Origin of the sequence: Roseomonas populi, assembly GCF_024594815.1 — a bacterium.
GTDB lineage: Bacteria > Pseudomonadota > Alphaproteobacteria > Acetobacterales > Acetobacteraceae > Roseomonas > Roseomonas populi.
In genome coordinates this window covers 109619-130929 of sequence record NZ_JANJOU010000004.1, presented here as the reverse complement: position 1 = coordinate 130929, position 21311 = coordinate 109619, and the positions used below count along the sequence as shown (strand labels likewise).

Genomic DNA, 21311 nt, shown 5'->3' with positions numbered 1-21311 from the left:
CGCCGGACAGGACCCCGCCGGCCTGATCAGCGCCGCCGCGTCTCCGAGGGCCGTTCCCCGAAGCGCGCCGCGTAATCGCCCGCGAAGCGGCCGAGATGGGTGAAGCCCGCCGCCATGGCCGCCTCCGTCACCCCCTCAGCGCCCGCCAGGAGCCGCGACCTCGCCCGGTCCAGCCGCAGGTCGCGCAGGTGCCGCAGCGGCGTGGTCCCGAGGTGCCGGCGGAACGCCTCGTGCAGCGTCCGCTCCGGCACGCCGGCGGCCGCGGCGATGTCGGCAAGGGTCAGGGGGTCCGCCGCGCGCGCCTCCAGATAGGCCAGGGCGCGGCGCAGCGCGGCCGGGCGCACCGCGTCCCGCGCGGGCGCCGCCTCCTCCTGCCCGGCCAGCAGCAGGCGCAGCAGGAGCTGCTCGTAATCCGCCGCCACCGCCGGGTCCTCGCCGATCAGCCGCACCGCCGCCGCATCCCCGGCCAGCGCGTGCAACACGGAGAGCCAGGGACGCAGCCGCGCGCTCCGCAGATCCAGCCGCGTCGCCAGCCACCCCATCCGCCCGCCCGTGAACGCCGAGAGCCGGTCCCGGTCGATTCGCAGGATGAGCTGCTCGCAATCCGCCGAGAAGCGCGCGCTGAAGGGCTGCCCGGCCGGGCAGAGCGCCCCCGCCTCCGGCCCCACCACCAGCTCCGCCCCACCGGTGCGCAGCACTGCCCCGCCGGAAACGCAGAGGAGCACGAGGTGATAGCCGTCCAGCGGTGGCACTTCGATGGAGGCCGGGCCGAAGGCGATGGTTCCCAGCCCAACCCCACGCAGCCGCAGGAAATCCATGTGGAAGCGCGGCGCGGGCCCTTCCAGCCGCCCCTCCAATCGTAGGGCGTGCGGCTGCATGACGCGGGAGATGCGCTCCCGCGCCTCCTCGGCGCTGTCGGTCTCGAAAAGCCGGCACGCGCGCAGCGCCAGGCGATCCAGCGGGGTGGCGAGATCCAGCATGGACCGGAACCCTGGCGAAGCGTTCCGCCCGGCGCAAGGCGAAAGGGCCTAGCTGACCCCGAGATACCGGCCGGGCTTGTGGTTCATCGCCACGATCAGGTTCACCACCACGGCCCCGAACATGGAGAGCCCGACCTGCTGCGGGTCCAGCACCGTGCAGGCCGCCAGCATCACCAGCACGTCGAATCCCAACTGGACGTAGCCTGCCCGCCAGCCCCGCTTCTCCTGCAGGTGCATGGCGACAAGGTTGGTGCCGCCCAGCCCCGTGCGGTGCCGCACCAGGGCCAGCGCCCCCATCCCGATGAGGATCCCGCCCATCAGCGCCCCGTAGAAGGGCGAGACGTGCTGCATATCCACCCAAAGCGGCGCGAAGCGCGTGAGCAGCGAGACCGCCCCAATGGCGACGAGCGTCCGAAGCAGCACGCGCCACCCCATCCGCCACAGGCCGAAGACGAGGAAGGGCAGGTTGAGCAGGAAGAACAGCGTGCCGGCGTTGAGCGGCGTCACGTAGCCCAGCAGCAGGGCCAGCCCCGCCAGCCCGCTCGTCACCAGCCGCGCCTCGCCGTAGAGCACCAGCCCCAGCGACACCATGAAGGTGCCGAGGAGCAGCGCCGCCGCATCCTCGTAGAGCCGGTGCGGGGAGGGAGAAAGAGGCACGGTGCGCTCGGACTGATGGGGCGGAAGGGCGATGGGGCGGGCCATCCGGGTCAAGGCGACCGATCTCCTGCGGACCGCCACCATCTTAGCGTCTCGCTGCGCCGCAACATAGAAAAAAGGGTAGTCGCCCTCACCTATTCGCCGGCCGCCCGCTCCAGCGCGGGGGCCAGCCGGCCCGCCCACTCCTCGATCCCCGCCGCATCGCCCAACAGGTCCTGCCGTACCTCGATCAGCACGGCTTCCAGCCCCCGCGCGTCGCCATGCACGGGAATGCTGTGGTCGTAGATCCCGGGCTCGATGCGATAGGGCTCGTTCTCCCCCACCACCAGCGCCGGATCGGCCGCGATGGCCGCCGCCAGGGCCCGCCCGAACCGCTCCGCCCCGGCGAAGAGCACCCCCGCATGCCAGGGCCGGTCCATCCCCTGGAAGCGCGGGGTAAAGCTGTGCACCCCCACCACCAGCGTCCGCCGCCCCGCCGCCTGCCGCGCGTCCAGCAGCGCGGAGACGGCATCGTGGAAGGGGTGGAACCACACGGTCTGCCGGTGCGTACGCTCCACCGCGGAGATGCCGACATTGCCGGGGATAGCTGTGTCCTCGCTCACCTCGGGGATGCTGGTGGGCACACCCGGCGGCCGGTTCAGGTCGATCACCAGCCGCGAGACAGCCGCCAGCACCAGCGGCGCGTCCAGCCGTGCCGAGAGCTTTCGCGCCAGTTCCGCCGCGCCGATGTCCCAGGCGATGTGCCGCCCAAGTTCCGCGGCCGGCAGGCCCAGGTCCGCGTAGCGCGCGGGGATATGGCTGGAGGCGTGCTCGCAGAGCAGCACGAAGGGCGCGGCGCCCTCCGCGTTCACCACCTCCACCGGCGCGGGCCAGTCCTCGGTCGCGGTCACGCCCACACGTCCGGCTTCACCTCGTCCGTCACCACGTGGAAGCCGGCCAGGGTGTTGGATCCGAAGGTGGTGGTGATCGCCACGTCCGCCGCGTCGCGCCCGCGCGCCATCAGGATGCGCCCGATGCGCGGCCGATTGTGGCGCGCGTCGAAGGTGTACCAGTGGCCGCCGAGATAGACCTCGAACCAGGCGGAGAAATCCATCGCGGCGTCGATCGGCGGCACGCCGATGTCGCCCAGATAGCCCGTGCAGTAGCGCGCCGGGATGTTCATGCAGCGGCAGAGCGTGACGGCCAGGTGCGCGTAGTCCCGGCACACGCCCACACGGTCGCTATGGCCGCTATGGGCGGTGCGGAAGACGCTGGCGTGCTCGTAGCCGAAGGTCAGGCGGTTGTGCGCGTAGTCCACGATGGCCTGCACCCGCGCCCATCCCTCCGGCGTGTGCCCGAACAGCGACCAGGCGAGATCCGACATCCGATCCGTCTCGCAGTAGCGGCTGGGCAGGAGGAAGGTCAGCGCCTCGTCCGGCAGCTCCTGCACCGGCAATTGTCGCGCCTCCGGCGCATAGACATCCGGCACGCCGGGATCCAGCACGTCGAAGCGGGTGGAGATGGTGGTGCGCCCGGCCGGCGCGACGATGCGGTGGCAGATGTTGCCGAACATGTCCCGGTACTCGGTGGCCCCGATCGGCGGGTCGAAGCGGAGCTCGTGCGGCCCGATCACGTCCGGCATGCGGGAGGGGTGGACGCTCAGCATCAGGATCATGGGCGTCGGCTGATAGCACTCGTAGGTGATGTCGAAGCCGGCATGGATCTTCATGGCGGGCGGGTCTCCGGGGAAGCGGTTCGAGAGTGGCAAGAGAACGTCTGAAATGAGCATCAGGCCGTGGGCAGGGCGGGCTGGCGGGCCTCCCCGCCGGGGCCCGAGCCGGGCGGAGACCGAGGACCCGGCCCGGGTGGCGGCCCCGCTTCAGGCGCCTCCCGCTCCGGCGTCTTGCGCGCCTCCGTCGCCGGCTCGGCCGTGACCTGGACGGAGACGTCCATTCCCAGGCTGTCGTCGGGAAAGCCCTTCCAGCTCCCATAGAGCGGCACGGCCTGCATCGGATCGCGCGCTACCGCCACACGGATCAGGTCGCGGTTGCCGACGATGCCATTGGTGGGGTCGAACTCCACCCATCCCGCGCCGGGGAGGTACACGCGCACCCAGGCATGGGTGGCGCCGCCGCCCACATGCCCCTCCGCCGAGGACCCGGTGCCATCCGCCACCGGCGAGTAGAGGTAGCCGGAGACGAACCGCGCCGCGAGGCCAAGGGAGCGCACCGCCTCCATCATCAGAAGCGCGAAGTCCCGACAGGTGCCGCTGCCCAGCTCCAGCGTGCGCCCCGGTTCCTGGATGCCGCGCATTGTGCGCGACACGTAGGTGAAGTCCCGCTTCACCGCCTTCGTCATCGTCGTCAGCAGTTCCAGCGTATCCGTCGGACCGTCCTTGCGAAGGAAGCCCCGCGCCCAGAAATCCACCGCGTGGTCGGGATCCGCGTGGTGCCGCTCGATGGACCGCGCGAGGTCCGGCATCTCGTCGATCGCGTAGGAGAAGGGCAGGCTGCGCGCATGCCGCTCCAGCCGGAAGCCGAGCGCCTCCACCGGCCGGTGGTCCAGCCGCATCATGCTCTCGAAGCGCAGCTCCCGCGCGCGGCTCTTGAAGCAGGCCACGCCCACGCTGTTCCCGAACACGTCGTGCACCCACCACAGGTCGGCGGGCTTCGGCGTGATCTCGATCCGCGCCTCCATCAGGCGCTGGTCGTAACCCTCCCGCGGCCGCAGCATCATCCTATGCTCCCCGAAGGAGACGGGCTGGCGGTAGCGGTAGGTCGTGACGTGTCGGACGGTGAGGATCGGCATGGGCCACCCTTCGGCCCCGGGGCGAGGCATGGCGAGCAAGGCAAAATATGGGCCAGGGCCGGCAAGGAGCGCGCCCCGCCGGCCCTGGCCCACCATCATGAGTTAACCCGAAACCCTCCTCGCGACCCTTGGTTTCAGGGGCAATCCGATTTCGCCGCCCCTCAGGCCGCCCCCTCAGGCCGCCCGGCGCCGCTGCTCCCGCTCCAGCCGCAGCGCGTGGTTGATGATCGCCATGTGGGTGAAGCCCTGGGGGAAGTTGCCGCGCTGCTCGCCCGTGGCCGCGTCGATCTCCTCCGCGAAGAGGCCGAGGTCGTTCCCCCGCTCCAGCAGCCGCTCGAAGATCAGCCGCGCCGGCTCCGTCTTCCCCGCCAGCGCCAGGCAGCCCACGCGCCAGAAGGCACAGGCGGCGAAGGTCGCCTCCTCGCCCTCCATCCCGTCCGGGGCGCGGTAGCGGTACACCAGGTCGTCCACCACCAGCTCCCGCGTGATGGCCTCGTAGGTGGAGACCAGGCGCGGGTCGTGCGGCTCGATCGCGCCGAACAGCACAGTCCGCAGCACCGCCGCGTCCAGCAGGTCGGAGCCGTAGGACTGGGTGAAGGCCCCGCGCGCAGGGTTCCATCCCCGCTCGTGGTACTCCGCCCGCACCTCCTCCGCCACGCGCTCCCACTCCCGGATCTGCCCCTCCTCGATCCGGCCGATCCGCCGGGCCATCCTCGCCGCCCTGTTCAGCGCCACCCAGATCAGCGCCTTGGTGTGGAACATCTGCCGCTTCGGCGTTCGCGGCTCCCAGATGCCGTGGTCCTCCTTGTCGCGCGCGGCCATGGCGGAGGCGGCCAGGTTCGTCAGCCCCTCCGGCAGGCGGTCGTTCGTCTTCTGCGGCGGATCGTAGTCCACCGCCTCCAGGAAGGTCTCCAGCGCCAGCAGCTGCTCGCCGTAGATGTCGTACTGGCTCTGGTCGGCAGCGCCGTTGCCGATCCGGACGGGCCCCACGCCCCGCCAGCCCGAAAGGTGCTCCAAATACGCCTCCTCCGCCGGCGGCCCGCCATCGATGGCGTACATCAGCCTGAGGTTCTTGCCGTGGCTGGGATCGGCCAGCCGCAGGAAGCGCAGGTACTCCGCCGCCTCCCGCACGTAGCCCAGCATGACGAAGGAGGTGACGGTGAAGCTGGCGTCCCGCAGCCAGGCGTAGCGGTAATCGTAGTTGCGGTTCCCCGGCACGGCCTCCGGCAGACCCAGCGTCGGCGCCGCGATGATCGCCCCCGTGGGCGAGTAGGTCAGCAGCTTCAGCAACAGGACGGAGCGCAGCACCGCCTCCCGGTAGCCGCCCGCATAGGTGCAGCACGCGCTCCACTCCTCCCAGTAGTGTCGCGTGGCCGCCAGCCGCTCCTCGGCCTCCTCGAACCGCACCGGGGGCACCGTCCGCCCGTCCTCCCCGCCGGAGAGCACGAGCGCCATGCCCTCTCCCAGCCCCAGGTCAAAACCCGCCGAGACGACCTCGCCCTCTAACACCAGCCCTCCAGGCAGGGCGGCCGCACACAGGCGCTGCTCCCCCGCCTCGAACAGGGCGGTGCCGTCCGGCTGCAACGCGGGCGCGCAAGGGCGGCGCGCGTAGTCGAAGGTAGGCCGTACGAGGAAGCGGCCGGACACCCGCCCTTCCTCGCAACGCAGGATGCGGATCACCCGCCCTTCCGCGATCCCGTCCGGCCCCTCCGGCGGAATCTCCTCCGGCCGGGAGAGCGGCATGAAGTCCGTCAGCACCGCGCGCCCCGTGGCCGTGGTGAAGACCGTCTCCAGGATGTTCGTGCCGGGCAGGTAGCGGCGGGCGGTGCCGATCAGCCGCTTGAACCCGATCGTGCAGGACCCGCCCTTCCTCTCGTCCAGCAGGCGCAGGAACAGGGCGGGGCTGTCGTGCCGCGGCCAGCAGAGCCAGTCGATGGAGCCGTCACGCGCGATGAGGGCATTGGAGTGCGTGTCGCCGATCATGGCGTAGTCGGCGATAGGGGGGGACATAGGCGGGGCGGACCTCCTGCGGCACCAACGCAAGATGTGGCGGATCGGCACGGGCGCATCGGGCACCGCGCGCTCGTGAAGGCGCGATCCCGTTGGCCCCGCGCACCGCCTGGCCGCCACTTCCGCGAGGGGAAATGGCGGCCAGGCGGGAAGCTGCTTCGAGCGAAAATGAAATCCGTGACATTTCTTAGCAATTCAGCGAAGCCCGGGAACCCCGCCGTCCCAGGCGCCCGGATCACGCGCGGGCGAAGCCGATCTATTTGGAAAAGCTACATTTCCGCCGCGCCGCCTGCACGCCCATCCATGGGGCCATAGGTGATCCGAAACTAAATGGCGCCCCCAACCCCTGGCCACGGCACGAGTTGGACAGCGGGCGCGGCGGAAGCCAGCGCCCGGAGCGACCCCACCCTTCAGGAGTCACCCCGTGACCGCCCGACGCAGCCTTCTCTCCGCCGCCACGATCGGCGCCCTGCTCGCCCCGCACGTGCTGGCCTCCCAGACCACCTCTGGCAGCACCCCCTCTGGCAGCACCACGAGCAGCGGCCTGCCCATGAACGGCCCCCGCCAGGGCGACCGCTGGCGCCCGCCGCACCGCCTGGGCCTCGGCGGCCAGCCCCTCTCCAACGGCTTCGGCAAGGTCGTCTCCGACGAGACCGCCATCGAGGTGATGAACGCCGCCTGGGATTCCGGCATCCGCCTCTACGACACTTCCCCCTGGTACACGCTGGGCCGGGGCGAGCGCCGCATGGGCCAGGTCCTCAGCAGCAAGCCGCGCGATGAGTTCGTCCTCTCCACCAAGGTCGGCCGCCTGCTGAACCCGGACCGCGAGCTGGGCCTGCGCCGCGTGGCCAACTGGGCCGATGCCCCGCCCTTCCGCCACGTCTTCGACTACACGGCCGACGGCACGCGCCGCTCCATCGAGGACAGCCTGCAGCGCATGGGCCTGTCGCGCATCGACATCGTCTTCGTGCACGACCTCTCGCCCAGCACCTCCGACATCCCGGACAAGGACTGGCGCGCCCAGTTCGAGATCGCCCGCCGCGGCGCCTTCCCGGCACTGGCGAAGATGAAGGAGGAGGGGATCATCAAGGCCTGGGGCATGGGCGTGAACGACCCAGAGCCGATCATGGCCGCGCTGGAAGTGGCCGAGCCCGACATCTTCCTCGCCGCCACCCAGTACTCGCTGGCCGACCATTCCAAGGCGCTGGACGGCATCATCCCCGCCATCCAGGCCAAGGGCGCCTCCATCATGGTCGGCGCGCCGCTGAACGGCGGCTTCCTGGCGGGCAAGAACCGCTTCAACTACGGCCCCAGCATCCCCGCGGCGATGACGGAGAAGCGGGAGAGGATGGAGCACGTGGCGCGCAACCACGGCGTGGACCTGCGCGTGGCGGCGCTGCACTTCCTCAACGCCAGCCCCGTGGTCTCCTGCTTCATCCCCGGTGCCAGCACGCCGGAGCAGCCGCGCCAGAACGCGCAGGCCTTCCGCACCACCATTCCTGCCGGCTTCTGGGCGGAGATGAAGAAGGAAGGGCTGATCGACGGGCGCGCCCCAACCCCGGCCTGAAGGCCCGAATGCCGGCGTGCCGCCCCAGCGCGGCGCGCTGGCCCTGGGCGTGCGCGGATCCGATCCTCGTCACTCCTGACGCGCCGGACACCGCCACGTTCGGTGAGCTCGACGCATCCCTTCCGCGGCTGCTGCATCGGGCGGCACCGTGGCCGCGCATCCCGATCCGAAGCCGATCGGCGATGCGCCCACTTTGGAGCCGGCCTGCCCGCACGCGGGTTCAGGCAGCGAAACGGCAGGGCCGATCTGGTGGGCCGACATCCGATGAGGAAGCGCTGCCTCTCGCGTCCGGCACGGTGCTTTGGGTCAGTGCTGTGGGCCGGACTCGATACCGGCTCTGCCGCCGGCAAGAGCTAGCAGGACTTTCGCCCGTTCATCCCCGCCGGGCCTTGCCGCCCGCGTGAAACTACTAGGACAGCCGCATGTCCTTCCATGCCGCCACAGCATCTCTCCCGCTAGAGATTTTGCGCGCGCGCGTCGACGCCTTCCCCGGTCTCGCGAGACACCAGGAAAAATCATCTTGTGTTGGCAATACTGATAACAGCGCGGCGGGATGATATAAATGATTTCATGATGCGCGCTTCCCGCCATTCCGCTCTTAATCTTGAGTGCACAAGATCCAGTTGCTGAGCCATCGCGTCGAGATGCCCCCGCCAAAGGGTCTTGCCGACCGACGCAGTGAGCCAGATGAGTTGTTCACCCCACCTCCGGGGAAATGCCACGGAGCAGTGATTCCGGGCCATCGATCGAACTTTACTTTAGCGAATCGATCATGGCCCGTGCATGATGATCCGGCCTCATGCGGTTCCTGAGTTTCACCACGCGCGGCATCGCTCCCCGCGAGCGCTACGAGGCCTGGCGTGGTCGCCCGTGGCCGAGTCTCGCAAAGCTGGTCCGCACCGAGCCGCCGGGGGGAGAGTTCTACGCGCATGCCCAGACGTTCGATCTTGGGAAGCTGGTTCTGGCCGACAACCGGATCACGGGTCAGACCTATGACCGCTCAGCCTCGCTGATCCGTGCCGACGGCTTCGACAGCATCAACCTGGCCATCACCCTGGAAGGCAGATTTCACGGCGAGACCCCGGCCGGCTCCTATCGCGGCGCCGCCCGGACTGTCCTCATCGTAGATATGGGAAGACCTTTCCGGCAGTCCTCGACGAATTCCCGCTGCGTGAACCTCACCTTCGCCCGGAGCACGATTCAGCGCTTCGTTCCTCGCATCGATGGACTCCATGGGTTGGTGCTGTCCGGCCACGATGCCCAGCCGCTGGTGGAGCTCGTAACCGACCTCCTCGGGCGCCTGCCGGGCATGACCGACGAGGATGGCGCCAGGGCGGGCACGCTCCTGACCGGGGCGGTCCTGTCCTGCCTGGGCGCATCGGATGTCTGCACTCTCTCGGAGGAGGCGGAGCAGGCGCGGCTGGGGATGGAGATACGCTGGATCATCGCGCAGCGCTTCAGGGAGCCGGACCTGACGACCGACCGGATCGCCGCCCTGCTCGGCGTCTCCCGCGCCACGCTGTACCGCGCCTTCCCCGACGAGGCCGGGATTTCCGCCTATCTGACCCGGCTGCGCCTGGAGAGGGCCGCATCAGCCCTGCGCGATCCCCGGGATGCCCGCCCCATCACGCAGATCGCCCGCGCGGTCGGGTTCGCCAGGGACTCCTCGTTCAGCCGTGCCTTCCGCGAGGCTTTCGGCTGCACGCCGCGGGAATGGCGGGCGATCGCGCGAGAGAGCCCCGCCGCCCTGGTCGAAGACGACCAGTAGGGTACGGGCACGGGCGCCCGCCTCCTCCCGGAACGCCCCCCGCTAGAACAGCCCGTCGATCCGGCCTTCCGCGTCCAGCCCGATCCCCTCGGCCGCGGGCACGCGCGGCAGGCCGGGCATGGTCATCACGTCGCCGCAGACCGCCACCACGAACCCCGCCCCCGCGGAGAGGCGCACCTCCCGCACAGGCAGCACGTGCCCGCTCGGCGCGCCCAGCAGCGCGGGGTTGGCGGAGAAGGAGTACTGCGTCTTGGCGATGCAGACCGGCGCGCGGCGGAATCCCGCCTCCTCGAAGCGCTTCAGCCGCGTCGCCAGCGCCGGCGGGATCGCCACCTCGGCCGCGTGGTAGATTTCCCGCGCCACCGTGCCGATCTTTTCCGCCAGCGGCATGTCGTCCGGGTACAGCGGCCGGAACCGCGCCGTGCCGCCCGCGATCAGCTCCTGCACCGCCCGCGCCAGCTCCGCCGCGCCCGCCGCGCCGTCTCCCCAGTGCGTGCAGAGGATGGCGCGCGTGCCCAGCGCCGCTATCGCCTCCTGCACCGCAGCGATCTCGGCCTCCGTGTCGGAGGTGAAGCGGTTCAGCGCCACCACCACGGGCAGGCCGAACTTGCGGGTGTTCTCCACATGGCGCTCCAGGTTGGACAGGCCGCGCCGCACCGCCGCCACGTCCTCCGCCCCCAACGCCGACTTCGCCACGCCGCCATGCATCTTCAGCGCGCGCACGGTCGCCACGATCACGCAGGCGGATGGCGCGATCCCCGCGGAGCGGCACTTGATGTCCAGGAACTTCTCCGCGCCCAGGTCGGCGCCGAAGCCGGCCTCCGTCACCACCACGTCGGCCAGTTGCAGCCCCAGCCGCGTCGCGATCACGCTGTTGCAGCCATGCGCGATGTTGGCGAAGGGCCCGCCATGCACCAGTGCCGGGCTCCCCTCCAGCGTCTGCACGAGGTTGGGCATCAGCGCGTCCCGCAGCAGCGCGGCCATGGCGCCATCCGCCTTCAGCTCATGCGCCGTCACGGCACGCCCATCGCCCGACTGGCCGATGATGATGCGCCCGAGCCGCGCGCGCAGGTCGTCCAGGTCCTTGGCCAGGCAGAAGATCGCCATCACCTCGGACGCCACGGTGATGTCGAACCCGTCCTCCCGCGGGAAGCCGTTCGCCACGCCGCCCAGCCCGAAGGTGCCCAGGCGCAGGGCGCGGTCGTTCATGTCGATGGCGCGCTTCCACGCGATGCGCCGCACATCCAGGTTCAGCGCGTTGCCCCAGTGGATGTGGTTGTCGATCATCGCCGACAGCAGGTTGTTGGCGGATGTAATCGCGTGGAAGTCGCCGGTGAAGTGGAGGTTGATCTCCTCCATCGGAGCCACCTGCGCCCGCCCGCCGCCCGTGGCCCCGCCCTTCACCCCGAAGCAGGGGCCGAGGGAGGGCTCCCGCAACGCGATCATCGTGCGCGTGCCCAGCGCGTTCAGCGCGTCGCCCAGCCCGATGGTGGTGGTGGTCTTGCCCTCGCCGGCCGGGGTCGGGCTGATGCCCGTCACCAGCACCAGCGCGCCCTCCGGCTTCCCGGCCTGGGTCCGCACGAAATCCGTGCCGATCTTGGCCTTGAACCGACCGTGCGGCTCCAGCGCATCCAGGGGGATTCCGGCCCGCGCGGCGATCTCGGCGATGGGGCGCAGCGTGGCCGCCCGCGCGATCTCCAGATCCGTCGTCATGCAAGCCCTCTCCCTGGCCTCCAACCCGGTTAGCCGGGCGGCCCGCCCGGCGCAACGCGGGAGGGCGCGGAAAGTCTCGCCTTCCGGCCCGGCCCTGCGGCACCATCCCCGCGAAGCGCCGCCAAGGCGCGTGAACACGGAGGATTCTCGTTCATGGCCACCCGCCGCACCCTGCTCGCACTCGCCGGGGCCGCGCCCCTGGTCCCCGTCCTGGCCCGGGCGCAATCCGGGGCCCGGCCGGAGGCCTGGCCCACCCGGCCGGTGACGGTGCTGGTGCCCTTCGTGGCCGGCGGCCCTTCCGACATCGTGGCCCGCGCCGCCGCGAACCGCATGGCCCAGACGGTCGGCCAAGCCGTGGTGGTGGAGAACCGCCCCGGCGCGAACGGGGAGGTGGCCGCCCGTGTCGCCATGCGCGCGGCGCCAGACGGCTACACGCTGATGGTCGGCTCCATCGGCGTCTGGGCCATCAACGCCGCCCTGCGCCCCAATCTCGGCTACGACCCGGTGAAGGACTTCACCCCCCTCGTCCTCGCCGTCACCACGCCGAACGTGCTGGTGGTGAACCGGGACCACCCGGCGCGCGACGTCGCCGGGCTGATCCAGTGGCTGAAGGAATCGGGCGGCCGCGCCTCCTACTCCACCTCGGGCGTCGGCTCCTCCGACCAGCTCACCACCGAACTGTTCAAGCTGCGGACCGGCACGGAGATCACCCATGTCCCCTATACCGGCGGCGCCGCGGCGGCGACGGACCTGATCGCCGGCAACGTCAGCCTCTCCTTCCAGAACCTCGGGACCGTGGCCGGCCATATCGAGGGCGGCCGGCTGCGCGCGCTGATGGTGACGAGCGAGCGCCCGCACCCCGTGCTGCCGGGCGTGCCGACGGCGGAGCAGGCGGGGCTGAAGGATTTCGTCGTCACCTCCTGGCAGTCCTTCATGGCACCGGCCGGCATGCCCACCCCGCTGCGCGACCGCGTGGCCGGCGCGCTGCGCGACTCCCTCCTCCACGCCGAGACGCGCGCGGCGCTGGAGCGCATCGGCTTCGACGTGGTGCCGGGCACGCCCGACGCCTACCGGAGCTTCCAGGAGGCGGAGATCGCGCGCTGGCGCGAGGTGATCCGCGCGGCCCGCATCGTCGCTTCCTGAGAGGCTTGATGCAGGTCAAGGCCGCGCCCGCGGCGGAGGATTAGCCCCGCTCTCACGGAGACACGGCGCGTGCCGGCTCCGCGGAAGCGAGGAATTCATGTTCATCCGTTCGGGTGCGGCCGCTGCGGCCTTTCTGGCCCTCTCCGCCCTCGTCTCCCTCCCCGCGCCCGCCCAGGCGCAGGAGGGCCTGTTCTTCGGCCAGGCCGTGCGCGGCAAGAGGGCCGGCGACCTCGTGCTCGGCTTCGGCGCCATCGGCATGCTGCCGGAGGATGGTGGCCGCGTGGATGCCATCGGCGGCAAGCCGCACGCCAGCAGCACCGCCACCCCGCAGCTCGACCTCTCCTACTTCCTCACCCCGAACCTCTCGCTCAACCTCATCGCCGCCACGACGCGGCACGACGTGGAGGTGCGCGGCTCCGCCCTTGGCGCCGTGGACCTCGGCCATGTCTGGGCCCTGCCGCCCACCCTGACCCTGCAGTTCCACCCCTTCCCGCAGGCGCGGATCAGCCCCTATGTCGGCGCCGGCCTGAACTACACGATCTTCTACGGGGAAGGCGGCGGCCGCACCGCGCCCGTCACGAAGGTCGATGTGAAGAACGACTTCGGCTACGCCGTGAACTTCGGCGTGGATATCGAGGTGGCGCCGCGCTGGCTGGTGAACCTGGACGCGAAGAAGCTCTGGCTGGACCCGAGCGTCAGCGTCAACAGCGGCACCATCGGCGCCCGCGCGGACCTGAACCCCTGGATCGTAGGCGCCAGCGTCCGGTACCGGTTCTGAGCATCCGGGATGGGCGGGGCTTCCCCGCCCATCACCTTTTCGCGCAATCAACGAATGATGGCAGCCAACGCCGTCCCGCTGCGCGACGCTGGGGCATGCACGGCCCTCCAAGCACCTCCGTGTCCCGCAGCCCGCTGCAGGCCGTCCGGCGGGTCCTCATGGCGCCGCTGCACCTCGCGGCCATCGCCACATCCGCCCGTTCCTTCGCGGGCAACCCGGTCCTCGGCAGCGAGCGGCTGAACCGCTGGGGCTTGCATGCCCGCCGCGTCGCCATGGCCCAGCGCATGGCCCGGTCCCGCCGCGAACGCCTCGGCGCCGGGCTCTCCCCGGAGGACCGCGCGACGTTCGAGCGGGACGGCATCGTGGTGAAGCGTGACTTCCTGCCGCCCGAGACCTTCGCCCGCCTGCGCGCGGAGATTGAGGCGCTGCGCGCCCCCGCGCGAGACCGTGCAGGGCGACGCCGTCAGCCGCCTGATGCCTCTCTCCCCCGCCACGCTCAGGGCGCTGCCGGAAACCCGCGCCCTCATCGATTCGCCGGGCTGGAGCGGCCTTCTGAACTACGCGGCCAGCACCCGCGCCGGCCCCGTCCTCTTCATCCAGACCATTCACAGCCATGCCACGGCCGGGGAGGACGACCCGCAGACCGAGCTGCACAGCGACACCTTCTACCCCAGCATGAAGGCCTGGCTGTACCTGCACGACGTGCCCGTGGAGGACGGCCCTTTCGTCTATGTCCCCGGCTCCCACCGTGCCACGCCGCGCCGCCTGTGGTGGGAACGCGCCTCCAGCCTCTCCTGGCGGGAGGGCAACGGCCACCACCGCCGCGGCTCCCTCCGCATCTCGGGGGAGATGCTGCGGCGCCTGGGCTATGGCCCGCCCGTCACCTACGCCGTGCCCGCCAACACCCTCGTCGTCGCCGACACCTACGGCTTCCACGCCCGCGGCCCGAGCAGCCGCCCCTCAACCCGGGTCGCCCTCTGGGCGCAGCAGCGCCGCAACCCCTTCCTGCCCTGGACCGGCCTCTCCCCCACCAGCCTGCCCGCGGTGCGGGACCGGCAGGTGGTGGCCTTCTGGGGCCTGGCGGACCGTCTCGCCCGCCTCGGGCTGGGCAAGCAGACCTGGCACGACACGGGCGCAGTCAGCCCGATGGACCCGCCGGGGGGGGGGGGGGGGGGGGGGCCCCCGCCGCGCCCCCCCCGCCCCCCCCGGGGCGGGGGGCGCCGGCGCGCCCCCCCCCCCCCCCCCCCCCCCCGGCCGGTCAATCCAGGCTGAGGTTCAGCCCCTTCACCACCGGATCCCACACCGCCCGCTCATCCGCGATCAGCTTCGCGTAGTCGGCCGGCCCTCCGCTCAGCGGCTCCAGCCCGATCTCCATCATGCGGGAGCGGACGGCGGGATCCTGCAAGGCCGTAGCCACGTCCTGCGACAGCCTGGCGATCACGGCCTCCGGCGTCCGGGCCGGCGCTACGACGCCCTGCCAGGCATAGGCCTCGAAGCGCGGCAGGCCGAGCGCCTCTGTCACCGTCGGGACGTCCGGCAGGGTGGAGAGGCGCTCCGGCGCGCAGACCGCCAGCGGGCGAACCCGGCCGGAACGCAGCGTCTCCCCTCCCGCCGCCGCATCCACCACCGCCGCTTCCAGCGTGTTCGCCATCAGGTCGTTCAGCACGGGCGCCATGCCGCGATAGGGCACGTGATTCATGCTCACGCCCGCCTCCTTCGCCAGCCGCTCCATTGCCAGGTGGTGCGGCGATCCGACGCCGGGCGATCCGTAGGCGATGGCGCCGGGCTGCGCCTTGGCGCGCGCGATCAGGCCCTTCGCGTCGCGGAACCCGGAATCCTTCTTCACCGTCAGAACGAGGTGGAAGCGCGCCATCAGCCCGATCGGCGCGAAGTCCTTCGTGGGGTCGTAGGCCAGGCGCTTGTAGAGGTTCGGGTTGAAGATCAGCGTCTCGTTGCCCGCCGTGAACAGCGTATAGCCATCGGGCGCGGCCTTCGCCGCCGCCTCCGCCCCCACGGCCGTCGCGGCGCCCGGGCGGTTCTCGATGACGATGGGCTGCCCCAGCCGCGCGGACATGGAACCGGCGACGAGGCGCGCCAGGATGTCCGTGCCCCCGCCCGCCGCGTAGCCGACGATCCAGCGGATCGGCCGCTCCGGATAGGCGGCCCAAGCCCTGCCGAGCGGAAGGGCGGCCGCGGCCAGCCCGGCGCCGATTGCGGCGCGTCGTGTGATCATGAACGTGTTCCCCATCATCTGCCCGCAGGGGCAGTTTCCCCCGCGATCCTGCAACACCGGGCCGCCCCGCAGAAGCGGCCCGCCCGTTAAAGAGCCCCCGTCAAAGAGCCAGGGTGAGCTTCCGCCCGCGGGCGCGGGAGCAGCAGGCCATCATGCGCGCGCTGCCCGCGCGCTCCGCGGCGCTGAGCACCTTGTCCCGGTGGTCCACCTCGCCCTCCAGCACCTGCACCTCGCAGGACCCGCAGAGGCCCTCCCCGCAATCGCTCGGCACGTCGATCCCCGCGGCGTGCAGCGCCTGGAGAAGGGTCCGGTCCGCCGGGACCGGCACGGACAGCCCGGAATCCTTCAGCTCCACCTCGAAGGGCGTTTCCACCGAGGGATCGAGAAGCGCCTCGGCGGCCGAGAAGTGCTCGACATGCAGCCGCTCCGGCCGGCACACCGCCGCGTCCTCAAGCATCGCCAGCATCCGCTCCGGCCCGCAGGCATAAACCTGCGCGTCCTGCGACGCCGCCGCGATCACGGCAGGCAGGTTGAGGCAGATGCCCTCGTCCTTGGGATAGAGATGCAGCCGCGCGCCGTGGTCGCGCTTCAGCCGGTCCAGGAATGCCATCGCGGCGCGGGAACGGCCGGCGTAGTGGATGGCGTAGCTCTTCCCCAGCCGCCGCAGCCGGTCCGCCATGGCGATAATCGGCGTGATCCCGATCCCGCCCGCCACGAGCAGGTACTGCTCCGCCCCCTCATCCAGCCGGAAGTGGTTCTTCGGCCCGCGCACGCGGATGATGTCGCCCGGCCGGATGGCGGTGTGGATATAGGCGGAGCCGCCGCGCCCCAGATCCTCGCGCCGGATGGCGACCTGCAGGCGCCGCCGGTCCCCCGCATCGCCGCAGAGCGAGTACTTCCGCTGGTACTCCCCCACCGTGACGTCGATATGCGCGCCCGGCGTCCAGCCCGGCAGGTCGTGGCCGTTCGGGTCCTCCAGCGCGAGGCCGAGCACACCCTCCGCCTCCGGCCTCATCTCCGCCACGCGCATCTGCCGCGCGATCGCGCCCCGCTCCGGCGCGCCGATGGCGAAGTCCACCTTGCGGCCGAGGATGGCGGGATCGCGCCGCTCCGGGTTCAGCGCGGGGTTCCAGCGAACGCGCAGGTGGTCCGGCCCGCGGAAGGAGGTGTTGGGCAGGTATTCCAGCTCCTGCTCCGGCACCAGCTCCATATGCGGCAGGCGGCGCGTCAGCTCCTCCAGGAAGATCCGCATTTCCATGCGGGCGAGGTTCTTGCCCATGCACTGGTGGCTGCCATAGCCGAAGCTCAGATGCTCCGTCGTGTTGTCCCGGTAGATGTCCAGCTCGTCTGGATTCTCGAAGTGCCGCTCGTCATGATTGGCCGAGGTCATGACGATCAGCAGCCGCTCGCCCTTGGGGATATCCACCCCGCCCACGCGCGCATCCGCCGTCAGCAGCCGCCGCCACGCGATGATGGAGCCCGACAGCCGCAGGCACTCCTCCGCCGCGTTCGGGATAAGGGAAGGATCGGCGCAGATCGCGTCCCAGGCCTCGCGGTTCCGCAACAGCAGCACAAGCGCGTTGGCGGTGGCGTTCGCCGTCGTCTCGTGCGCGGCCACGATGCCCGCCATCATCATGGAGTGCAGGTAGGAATCCGTGATGACATCCGGCATCTCCTTCTGCCGGCGGATCGCGTACTCCATCCAGCCATGGCCGGAGGGATCGGCGCGCATCTTCTCCAGCACGCGCCCGGCATATTGCCAGAAGTTGCCCACGGCCTCCGCGACTTTGAGCTGCTCCTCCGGGCTCGGGCGGCCCCAGGTATTGACGGTGTGGGCGATGGAGTACTGCCGCAGCGCGCCCATGTCCTCCTCGGGCACGCCGAGGAAGTGGAGCGCGACGGTCAGCGGAATCTCCCACAGCATCTCATCCACCAGATCGACCTCGCCGCGGTCGATGAAGCGGTCCACGTACTGCCGCGTCAGGCGCCGCACCATCGGCTCGTGATGCGCCAGCTCCTCCGGCAGGAAGGAGTGCAGCAGGGCGCGGCGCCGCTCCAGATGCGCCGGCTCGTCCTCGTTCACGAGGGTGCGGTTCATCCCGTAGTCGTACCGGCGAAGGATGGCGTTGGCCTCCTCCGAGGTCGGCGTCACCTTCTCCAGCGCGATGGAGGGGGAGAAGGTGATGTTGTCGCGGAACACCGCCTTCACGTCCTCGTAGCGGGTCACCACCCAGTAGCCGAGCCGCGGGCTGTAGAAGACCGGCTCCTTCGCGCGCGCCCAGCGCAGCGCCTCCGGCGGGTCGATCTGGTAGGGGCCGGTGAAGGCGTCGAAGTTCGCCGCCTCGTGCGAGACGGGGCAGCCATTCGGGGCCGTGGCGCCGTGGAAGGGGCAGCCGGAAGCGGCCGGCGCCAGCTTGTCCATCCCGTCCATCGCTTCCTCCATTTTACTAATATCGCACAGATCGATACTGTTAACGCACAATAGGAAGGGCCGGGGCCGCGCGTCAACGCGTTGCTGCGGGAGGAACGGACATGGTTCGGAAGGCCGATAATGCGGCGGAGAAGCCGGGCAACACGCTCCAGACCCTGGATCGCGGCCTCCAGGCGCTGTCGGTCATCGCCGGGCAGCCGGAGGGCATCTCGGTGGCGGCCCTGGCCGCGCGGCTGGAGGTGCACCGTGCCATCGCCTACCGCCTCGCCACCACGCTGGAGATGCACGGCCTGATCGCGCGGGATGCGGCAGGGGCGCTTCACCTCGGGGCCGGAATCCTCACCCTCGCCTCCCGCTTCGGGCCGCAGCTTCGCGCGCGGGCGCAGCCGCTCCTGCAGGAACTGGCCGGGCGATCCGGCGCGGCCGCCTTCCTCTCCGTCGCGCAGGGCGAGGAATGCGTCGCCGTCGCCGTAGCGGAGCCGGAGGGCCGGCTGCTCCACATCGCCTACAGGGTCGGCAACCGCCACCCTCTCTCGCGCGGGGCGGCCGGCATCGCTATCCTCGCGGGCCGCCCGGAGGGCGCGGGGGACACCGATGCGGTCCGCGAGGCCCGGCGGAGCGGCGTCAGCATCACCCGCAGCGAGTTGCAGCGCGGCGCGGTGGGCGTGGCCAGCCCCATTCCCGGCCTACCGGGTTTCGAGGCCAGCCTCGGCGTCGTCGCGCTCGACGACCTGGACGTGGACAGGGCCTCGGCCTGGGTCACGGACTGCGCGCGCCGCCTCGGCCAGGCCGTCGCGGGCTGATCGTCGGGAGGGCCGCGATCAGGCGTTCCCGCGATCCTCGCGCCACAGGTGCAGCGCCTCCTGCACCGGCCGGTCGGAGAAGGAGAAGAGCACGCTGTCCTCCGCCGCCTCGTGCCGCACGCTCTTCCAGGACGGCACGACGAAGATGTCGCGCTTGCCCCACTCCACCACGAAGTCGTCGCCGATGATGCTGCGTCCCCGCCCCTCGATCGGCGCGAAGACGGTGGCATCGGTGGCGCGGTAGGCGGCGGTGGAGAAGCCCTTCGGCAGAAGCTGCACGAAGGTGCCGATCGTGTTCATCGCGTGCCCGCCCGTCACGGGGTTGCTGTAGCGCATCTTCAGCCCGTGGCAGGGGTCCCACTCCGCGGCCTGGCGCATCCGCTCCAGCGCTTCCCGCGTGCGCTCATAAGGGTAGTTGAACACCGGGGAGGTGCCGCCGCGCGGCCTGTGGTCCACCGGCAGCAGGTTCGCGCCGAAGCGCGCGTCGCTGTCGCCCAGCGGGCGCGTCACGGGCTGCTCGTCCTGGCCGAGATGCTCGGCGAAGGAGGCGTCGAGGAACTGCACCAGCGGAATGTCCAGCCCGTCCAGCCAGAAGATCGGCGCATCGCTCTCATTGCCGTGGTCGTGCCAGGTCATGGGCGGGGTGATGATGAAGTCGCCCTCGTTCATCAGCGTCCGCTCGCCGTCCACGGCGGTGTAGGCACCCTTCCCCTCCAGCACGAAGCGCAGCGCCGTCTGCGTGTGCCGGTGGGCCGGCGCCACCTCGCCGGGCAGCACGAGCTGCACGCCGGCATAGAGGTCCGTCGTGATCTTCGACTGCCCGCGCAGGCCAGGATTCTCCAGCACCAGCACGCGCCGCTCCGCCTCCTTGGCGGTGATGAGGCCGCCCGCCTCCATCATCGCCGCGCGGATATCGGCGAAGCGCCAGCTTGCCGGCCGGCAGTTGCTGCGCGGCTCCGGCGTCACCAGCTCGGCCAGGGAGAGCCAGAGCGGCGTCAGGTTCTGGCCGCCGATGCGGTCGTAGAATTCCTGGCGCTTCGCCGCGATCCCCGCTTCCTGTGCCTGGATGTCGGTCATGCCGGCCTCCTCCCTTGCTCACTTATTAGACAGTGTGCGTTTTATCTGTGTAGGGTCAATCTCGATCTCGTGGGGCGGGCCGCCCGGAACGCCCCACGACGAAAGCAGGCCGGCAAAGAACCGGCGGAGGGGAACCAGCATGCGCCAGGAAGGACCGATCCTCGTCACGGGGGGCGGCATCGGCGGTCTCTCGGCGGCCCTCGGCCTTGCCCGCACGGGCCACGAGGTGACGGTGCTGGAGCGATCCCCTCAGCTGGGCGAGATCGGCGCGGGCATCCAGCTCGGCCCCAACGCGTTCGAGGCCTTCGACCATCTCGGCATGGGCGACGAGGCGCGCGCCATGGCCGTGTACGTGGACCGCCTGCGATTGATGGACGCGCTGACGGCGGAGGACATCGCCAGCATCGACCTGACGGAGCCCTTCCGCCGCCGCTTCGGCAATCCCTACGCCGTGGTGCACCGGGGCGACCTGCACGGCGTCCTCGTCCGCGCCTGCCGCGACAACCCGCGGGTCACCCTCCGCACCGGCGCCACCGTCTCAGGCTACGAGCAGGACGGCGCCAGCGTCACCGCCCGGCTGTCCTCCGGCGAGACGCTGCGCGGCGCGGTGCTGATCGGGGCGGACGGGCTCTGGTCCCGAATCCGCGCGCGGGTGGTGGGGGATGGCCCGCCGCGCGTGACGGGCCACACCACCTACCGCTCCGTCATTCCCACGGAGATGATGCCGGAAGACCTGCGCTGGAACGCGGCCACCCTATGGGCCGGGCCGAAGTGCCACATCGTCCACTACCCGCTCCCCGGCCGGAAGCAGTTCAACCTCGTCGTCACCTACCACAACGGGGCGCCGGAGCCCGTGGCCGGGCAGCCCGTCGGGATGGAGGAGGTGATGGCCGGCTTCACCCACGTCCATCCCCGCGCGCAGAGCATCATACGCCACGGCCGCGACTGGAAACTCTGGGTGCTGTGCGACCGCGATCCGGTGGAGCGCTGGGTGGACGGCCGCGTGGCCCTGCTGGGCGATGCCGCACACCCCACGCTGCACTACCTGGCCCAGGGCGCCTGCATGGCAATGGAGGACGCCGTCGTTCTTTCCCAGGAGATGGAGGCGCATGCCGGCGCGCCGGAGGCGGCGCTAGAGGCCTACCGCCGCCGCCGCGTGCTCCGCACCGCCCGCGTGCAGCTCCAGTCGCGCGAGGTGGGAGACCACATCTATCACCCGTCCGGCCCGCACGCGGCACTCCGCAACGCCATCATGTCCGCCAAGTCGCGGGAGGAATGGTACGACGCGATCGCCTGGCTCTATGGCGACACCGGGCTGGACCGGTCGCCAGCGGAGAGCCGCAGCAGCGTCCCCGCCTGATCCC

17 protein-coding genes are annotated in these 21311 nt (G+C 71.0%); 7 read left to right on the top strand and 10 right to left on the bottom strand.

Features of this window, described 5'->3' with window-relative positions:
• Positions 1–26: 26 nt before the first annotated feature.
• The 6 genes from NRP21_RS08045 to NRP21_RS08020 all read right to left on the bottom strand — a co-directional run bounded on the left by NRP21_RS08045 (position 27) and on the right by NRP21_RS08020 (position 6434).
• On the bottom strand, positions 27–980 hold the full coding sequence (locus NRP21_RS08045; RefSeq protein WP_257715663.1) for an AraC family transcriptional regulator: 954 nt from the start codon (positions 978–980) through the stop codon (positions 27–29).
• A gap of 48 nt (positions 981–1028) precedes the next feature.
• Positions 1029–1682, bottom strand: a complete 654-nt coding sequence (locus NRP21_RS08040; RefSeq protein ID WP_257715809.1) for a YitT family protein — start codon at positions 1680–1682, stop codon at positions 1029–1031.
• A gap of 89 nt (positions 1683–1771) precedes the next feature.
• Positions 1772–2527, bottom strand: coding sequence for an N-formylglutamate amidohydrolase (locus tag NRP21_RS08035; RefSeq protein WP_257715662.1), 756 nt, complete (start codon positions 2525–2527; stop codon positions 1772–1774).
• Positions 2524–3345 (bottom strand): transglutaminase-like domain-containing protein, encoded by an 822-nt coding sequence (locus tag NRP21_RS08030; RefSeq protein ID WP_257715661.1) that lies wholly within the window; start codon positions 3343–3345, stop codon positions 2524–2526. The genes NRP21_RS08035 and NRP21_RS08030 overlap by 4 nt, the downstream gene beginning before the upstream one ends.
• Before the next feature lie 59 nt (positions 3346–3404).
• Positions 3405–4424 carry a transglutaminase family protein gene (locus NRP21_RS08025; RefSeq protein ID WP_257715660.1) on the bottom strand — a complete coding sequence of 340 codons (1020 nt, stop codon included), beginning with the start codon at positions 4422–4424 and terminating at the stop codon, positions 3405–3407.
• A 174-nt stretch (positions 4425–4598) separates the two neighbouring features.
• Entirely contained in the window at positions 4599–6434 is a 1836-nt protein-coding gene (locus NRP21_RS08020; RefSeq protein WP_308219870.1) for a glycoside hydrolase family 15 protein, read from the bottom strand.
• Positions 6435–6858: 424 nt separating this feature from the next.
• Here NRP21_RS08020 and NRP21_RS08010 point away from each other — a divergent pair, with 424 nt between their 5' ends.
• Positions 6859–8001, top strand: coding sequence for an aldo/keto reductase (locus tag NRP21_RS08010; RefSeq protein WP_257715659.1), 1143 nt, complete (start codon positions 6859–6861; stop codon positions 7999–8001).
• 799 nt (positions 8002–8800) lie between these two features.
• Complete coding sequence (locus NRP21_RS08005) at positions 8801–9769, top strand: AraC family transcriptional regulator (protein WP_257715658.1); 969 nt, start codon at positions 8801–8803, stop codon at positions 9767–9769.
• Between the two features lie 42 nt (positions 9770–9811).
• Here the strand turns inward: NRP21_RS08005 and NRP21_RS08000 are convergent, their stop codons facing one another.
• The gene (locus NRP21_RS08000) at positions 9812–11482 is read right to left on the bottom strand and encodes a formate--tetrahydrofolate ligase (protein WP_257715657.1); all 1671 of its coding nucleotides are present in this window, start codon (positions 11480–11482) and stop codon (positions 9812–9814) included.
• Positions 11483–11635: 153 nt separating this feature from the next.
• Between NRP21_RS08000 and NRP21_RS07995 the strand changes: the two genes are divergently transcribed.
• The 3 genes from NRP21_RS07995 (at position 11636) to NRP21_RS07985 (ending at position 14675) form a co-directional block, all read left to right on the top strand.
• On the top strand, positions 11636–12625 hold the full coding sequence (locus tag NRP21_RS07995) for a Bug family tripartite tricarboxylate transporter substrate binding protein (RefSeq protein WP_257715656.1): 990 nt from the start codon (positions 11636–11638) through the stop codon (positions 12623–12625).
• A 97-nt stretch (positions 12626–12722) separates the two neighbouring features.
• Positions 12723–13403, top strand: coding sequence for an OmpW/AlkL family protein (locus tag NRP21_RS07990; protein ID WP_257715655.1), 681 nt, complete (start codon positions 12723–12725; stop codon positions 13401–13403).
• A 417-nt stretch (positions 13404–13820) separates the two neighbouring features.
• Complete coding sequence (locus tag NRP21_RS07985; protein WP_257715654.1) at positions 13821–14675, top strand: phytanoyl-CoA dioxygenase family protein; 855 nt, start codon at positions 13821–13823, stop codon at positions 14673–14675.
• Here the strand turns inward: NRP21_RS07985 and NRP21_RS07980 are convergent.
• Together NRP21_RS07980 and NRP21_RS07975 are read right to left on the bottom strand one after the other, a co-directional pair.
• Complete coding sequence (locus NRP21_RS07980) at positions 14662–15636, bottom strand: Bug family tripartite tricarboxylate transporter substrate binding protein (RefSeq protein WP_257715653.1); 975 nt, start codon at positions 15634–15636, stop codon at positions 14662–14664. The two genes, NRP21_RS07985 and NRP21_RS07980, sit on opposite strands and share 14 nt — an antisense overlap.
• 100 nt (positions 15637–15736) lie before the next feature.
• Positions 15737–18067, bottom strand: a complete 2331-nt coding sequence (locus tag NRP21_RS07975) for a cytochrome P450/oxidoreductase (protein WP_257715652.1) — start codon at positions 18065–18067, stop codon at positions 15737–15739.
• A gap of 101 nt (positions 18068–18168) precedes the next feature.
• On the opposite strand from NRP21_RS07975, the gene NRP21_RS07970 reads away from it, so the two are divergent.
• Positions 18169–18870 (top strand): IclR family transcriptional regulator, encoded by a 702-nt coding sequence (locus tag NRP21_RS07970; protein WP_257715651.1) that lies wholly within the window; start codon positions 18169–18171, stop codon positions 18868–18870.
• Between the two features lie 18 nt (positions 18871–18888).
• Here NRP21_RS07970 and gtdA read toward each other — a convergent pair whose 3' ends face one another.
• Positions 18889–19947 carry a gentisate 1,2-dioxygenase gene (gene gtdA / locus NRP21_RS07965; protein WP_257715650.1) on the bottom strand — a complete coding sequence of 353 codons (1059 nt, stop codon included), beginning with the start codon at positions 19945–19947 and terminating at the stop codon, positions 18889–18891.
• A gap of 139 nt (positions 19948–20086) precedes the next feature.
• Between gtdA and NRP21_RS07960 the strand changes: the two genes are divergently transcribed.
• Positions 20087–21307, top strand: a complete 1221-nt coding sequence (locus NRP21_RS07960) for a 3-hydroxybenzoate 6-monooxygenase (protein ID WP_257715649.1) — start codon at positions 20087–20089, stop codon at positions 21305–21307.
• The last annotated feature ends 4 nt before the right edge of the window (positions 21308–21311 follow it).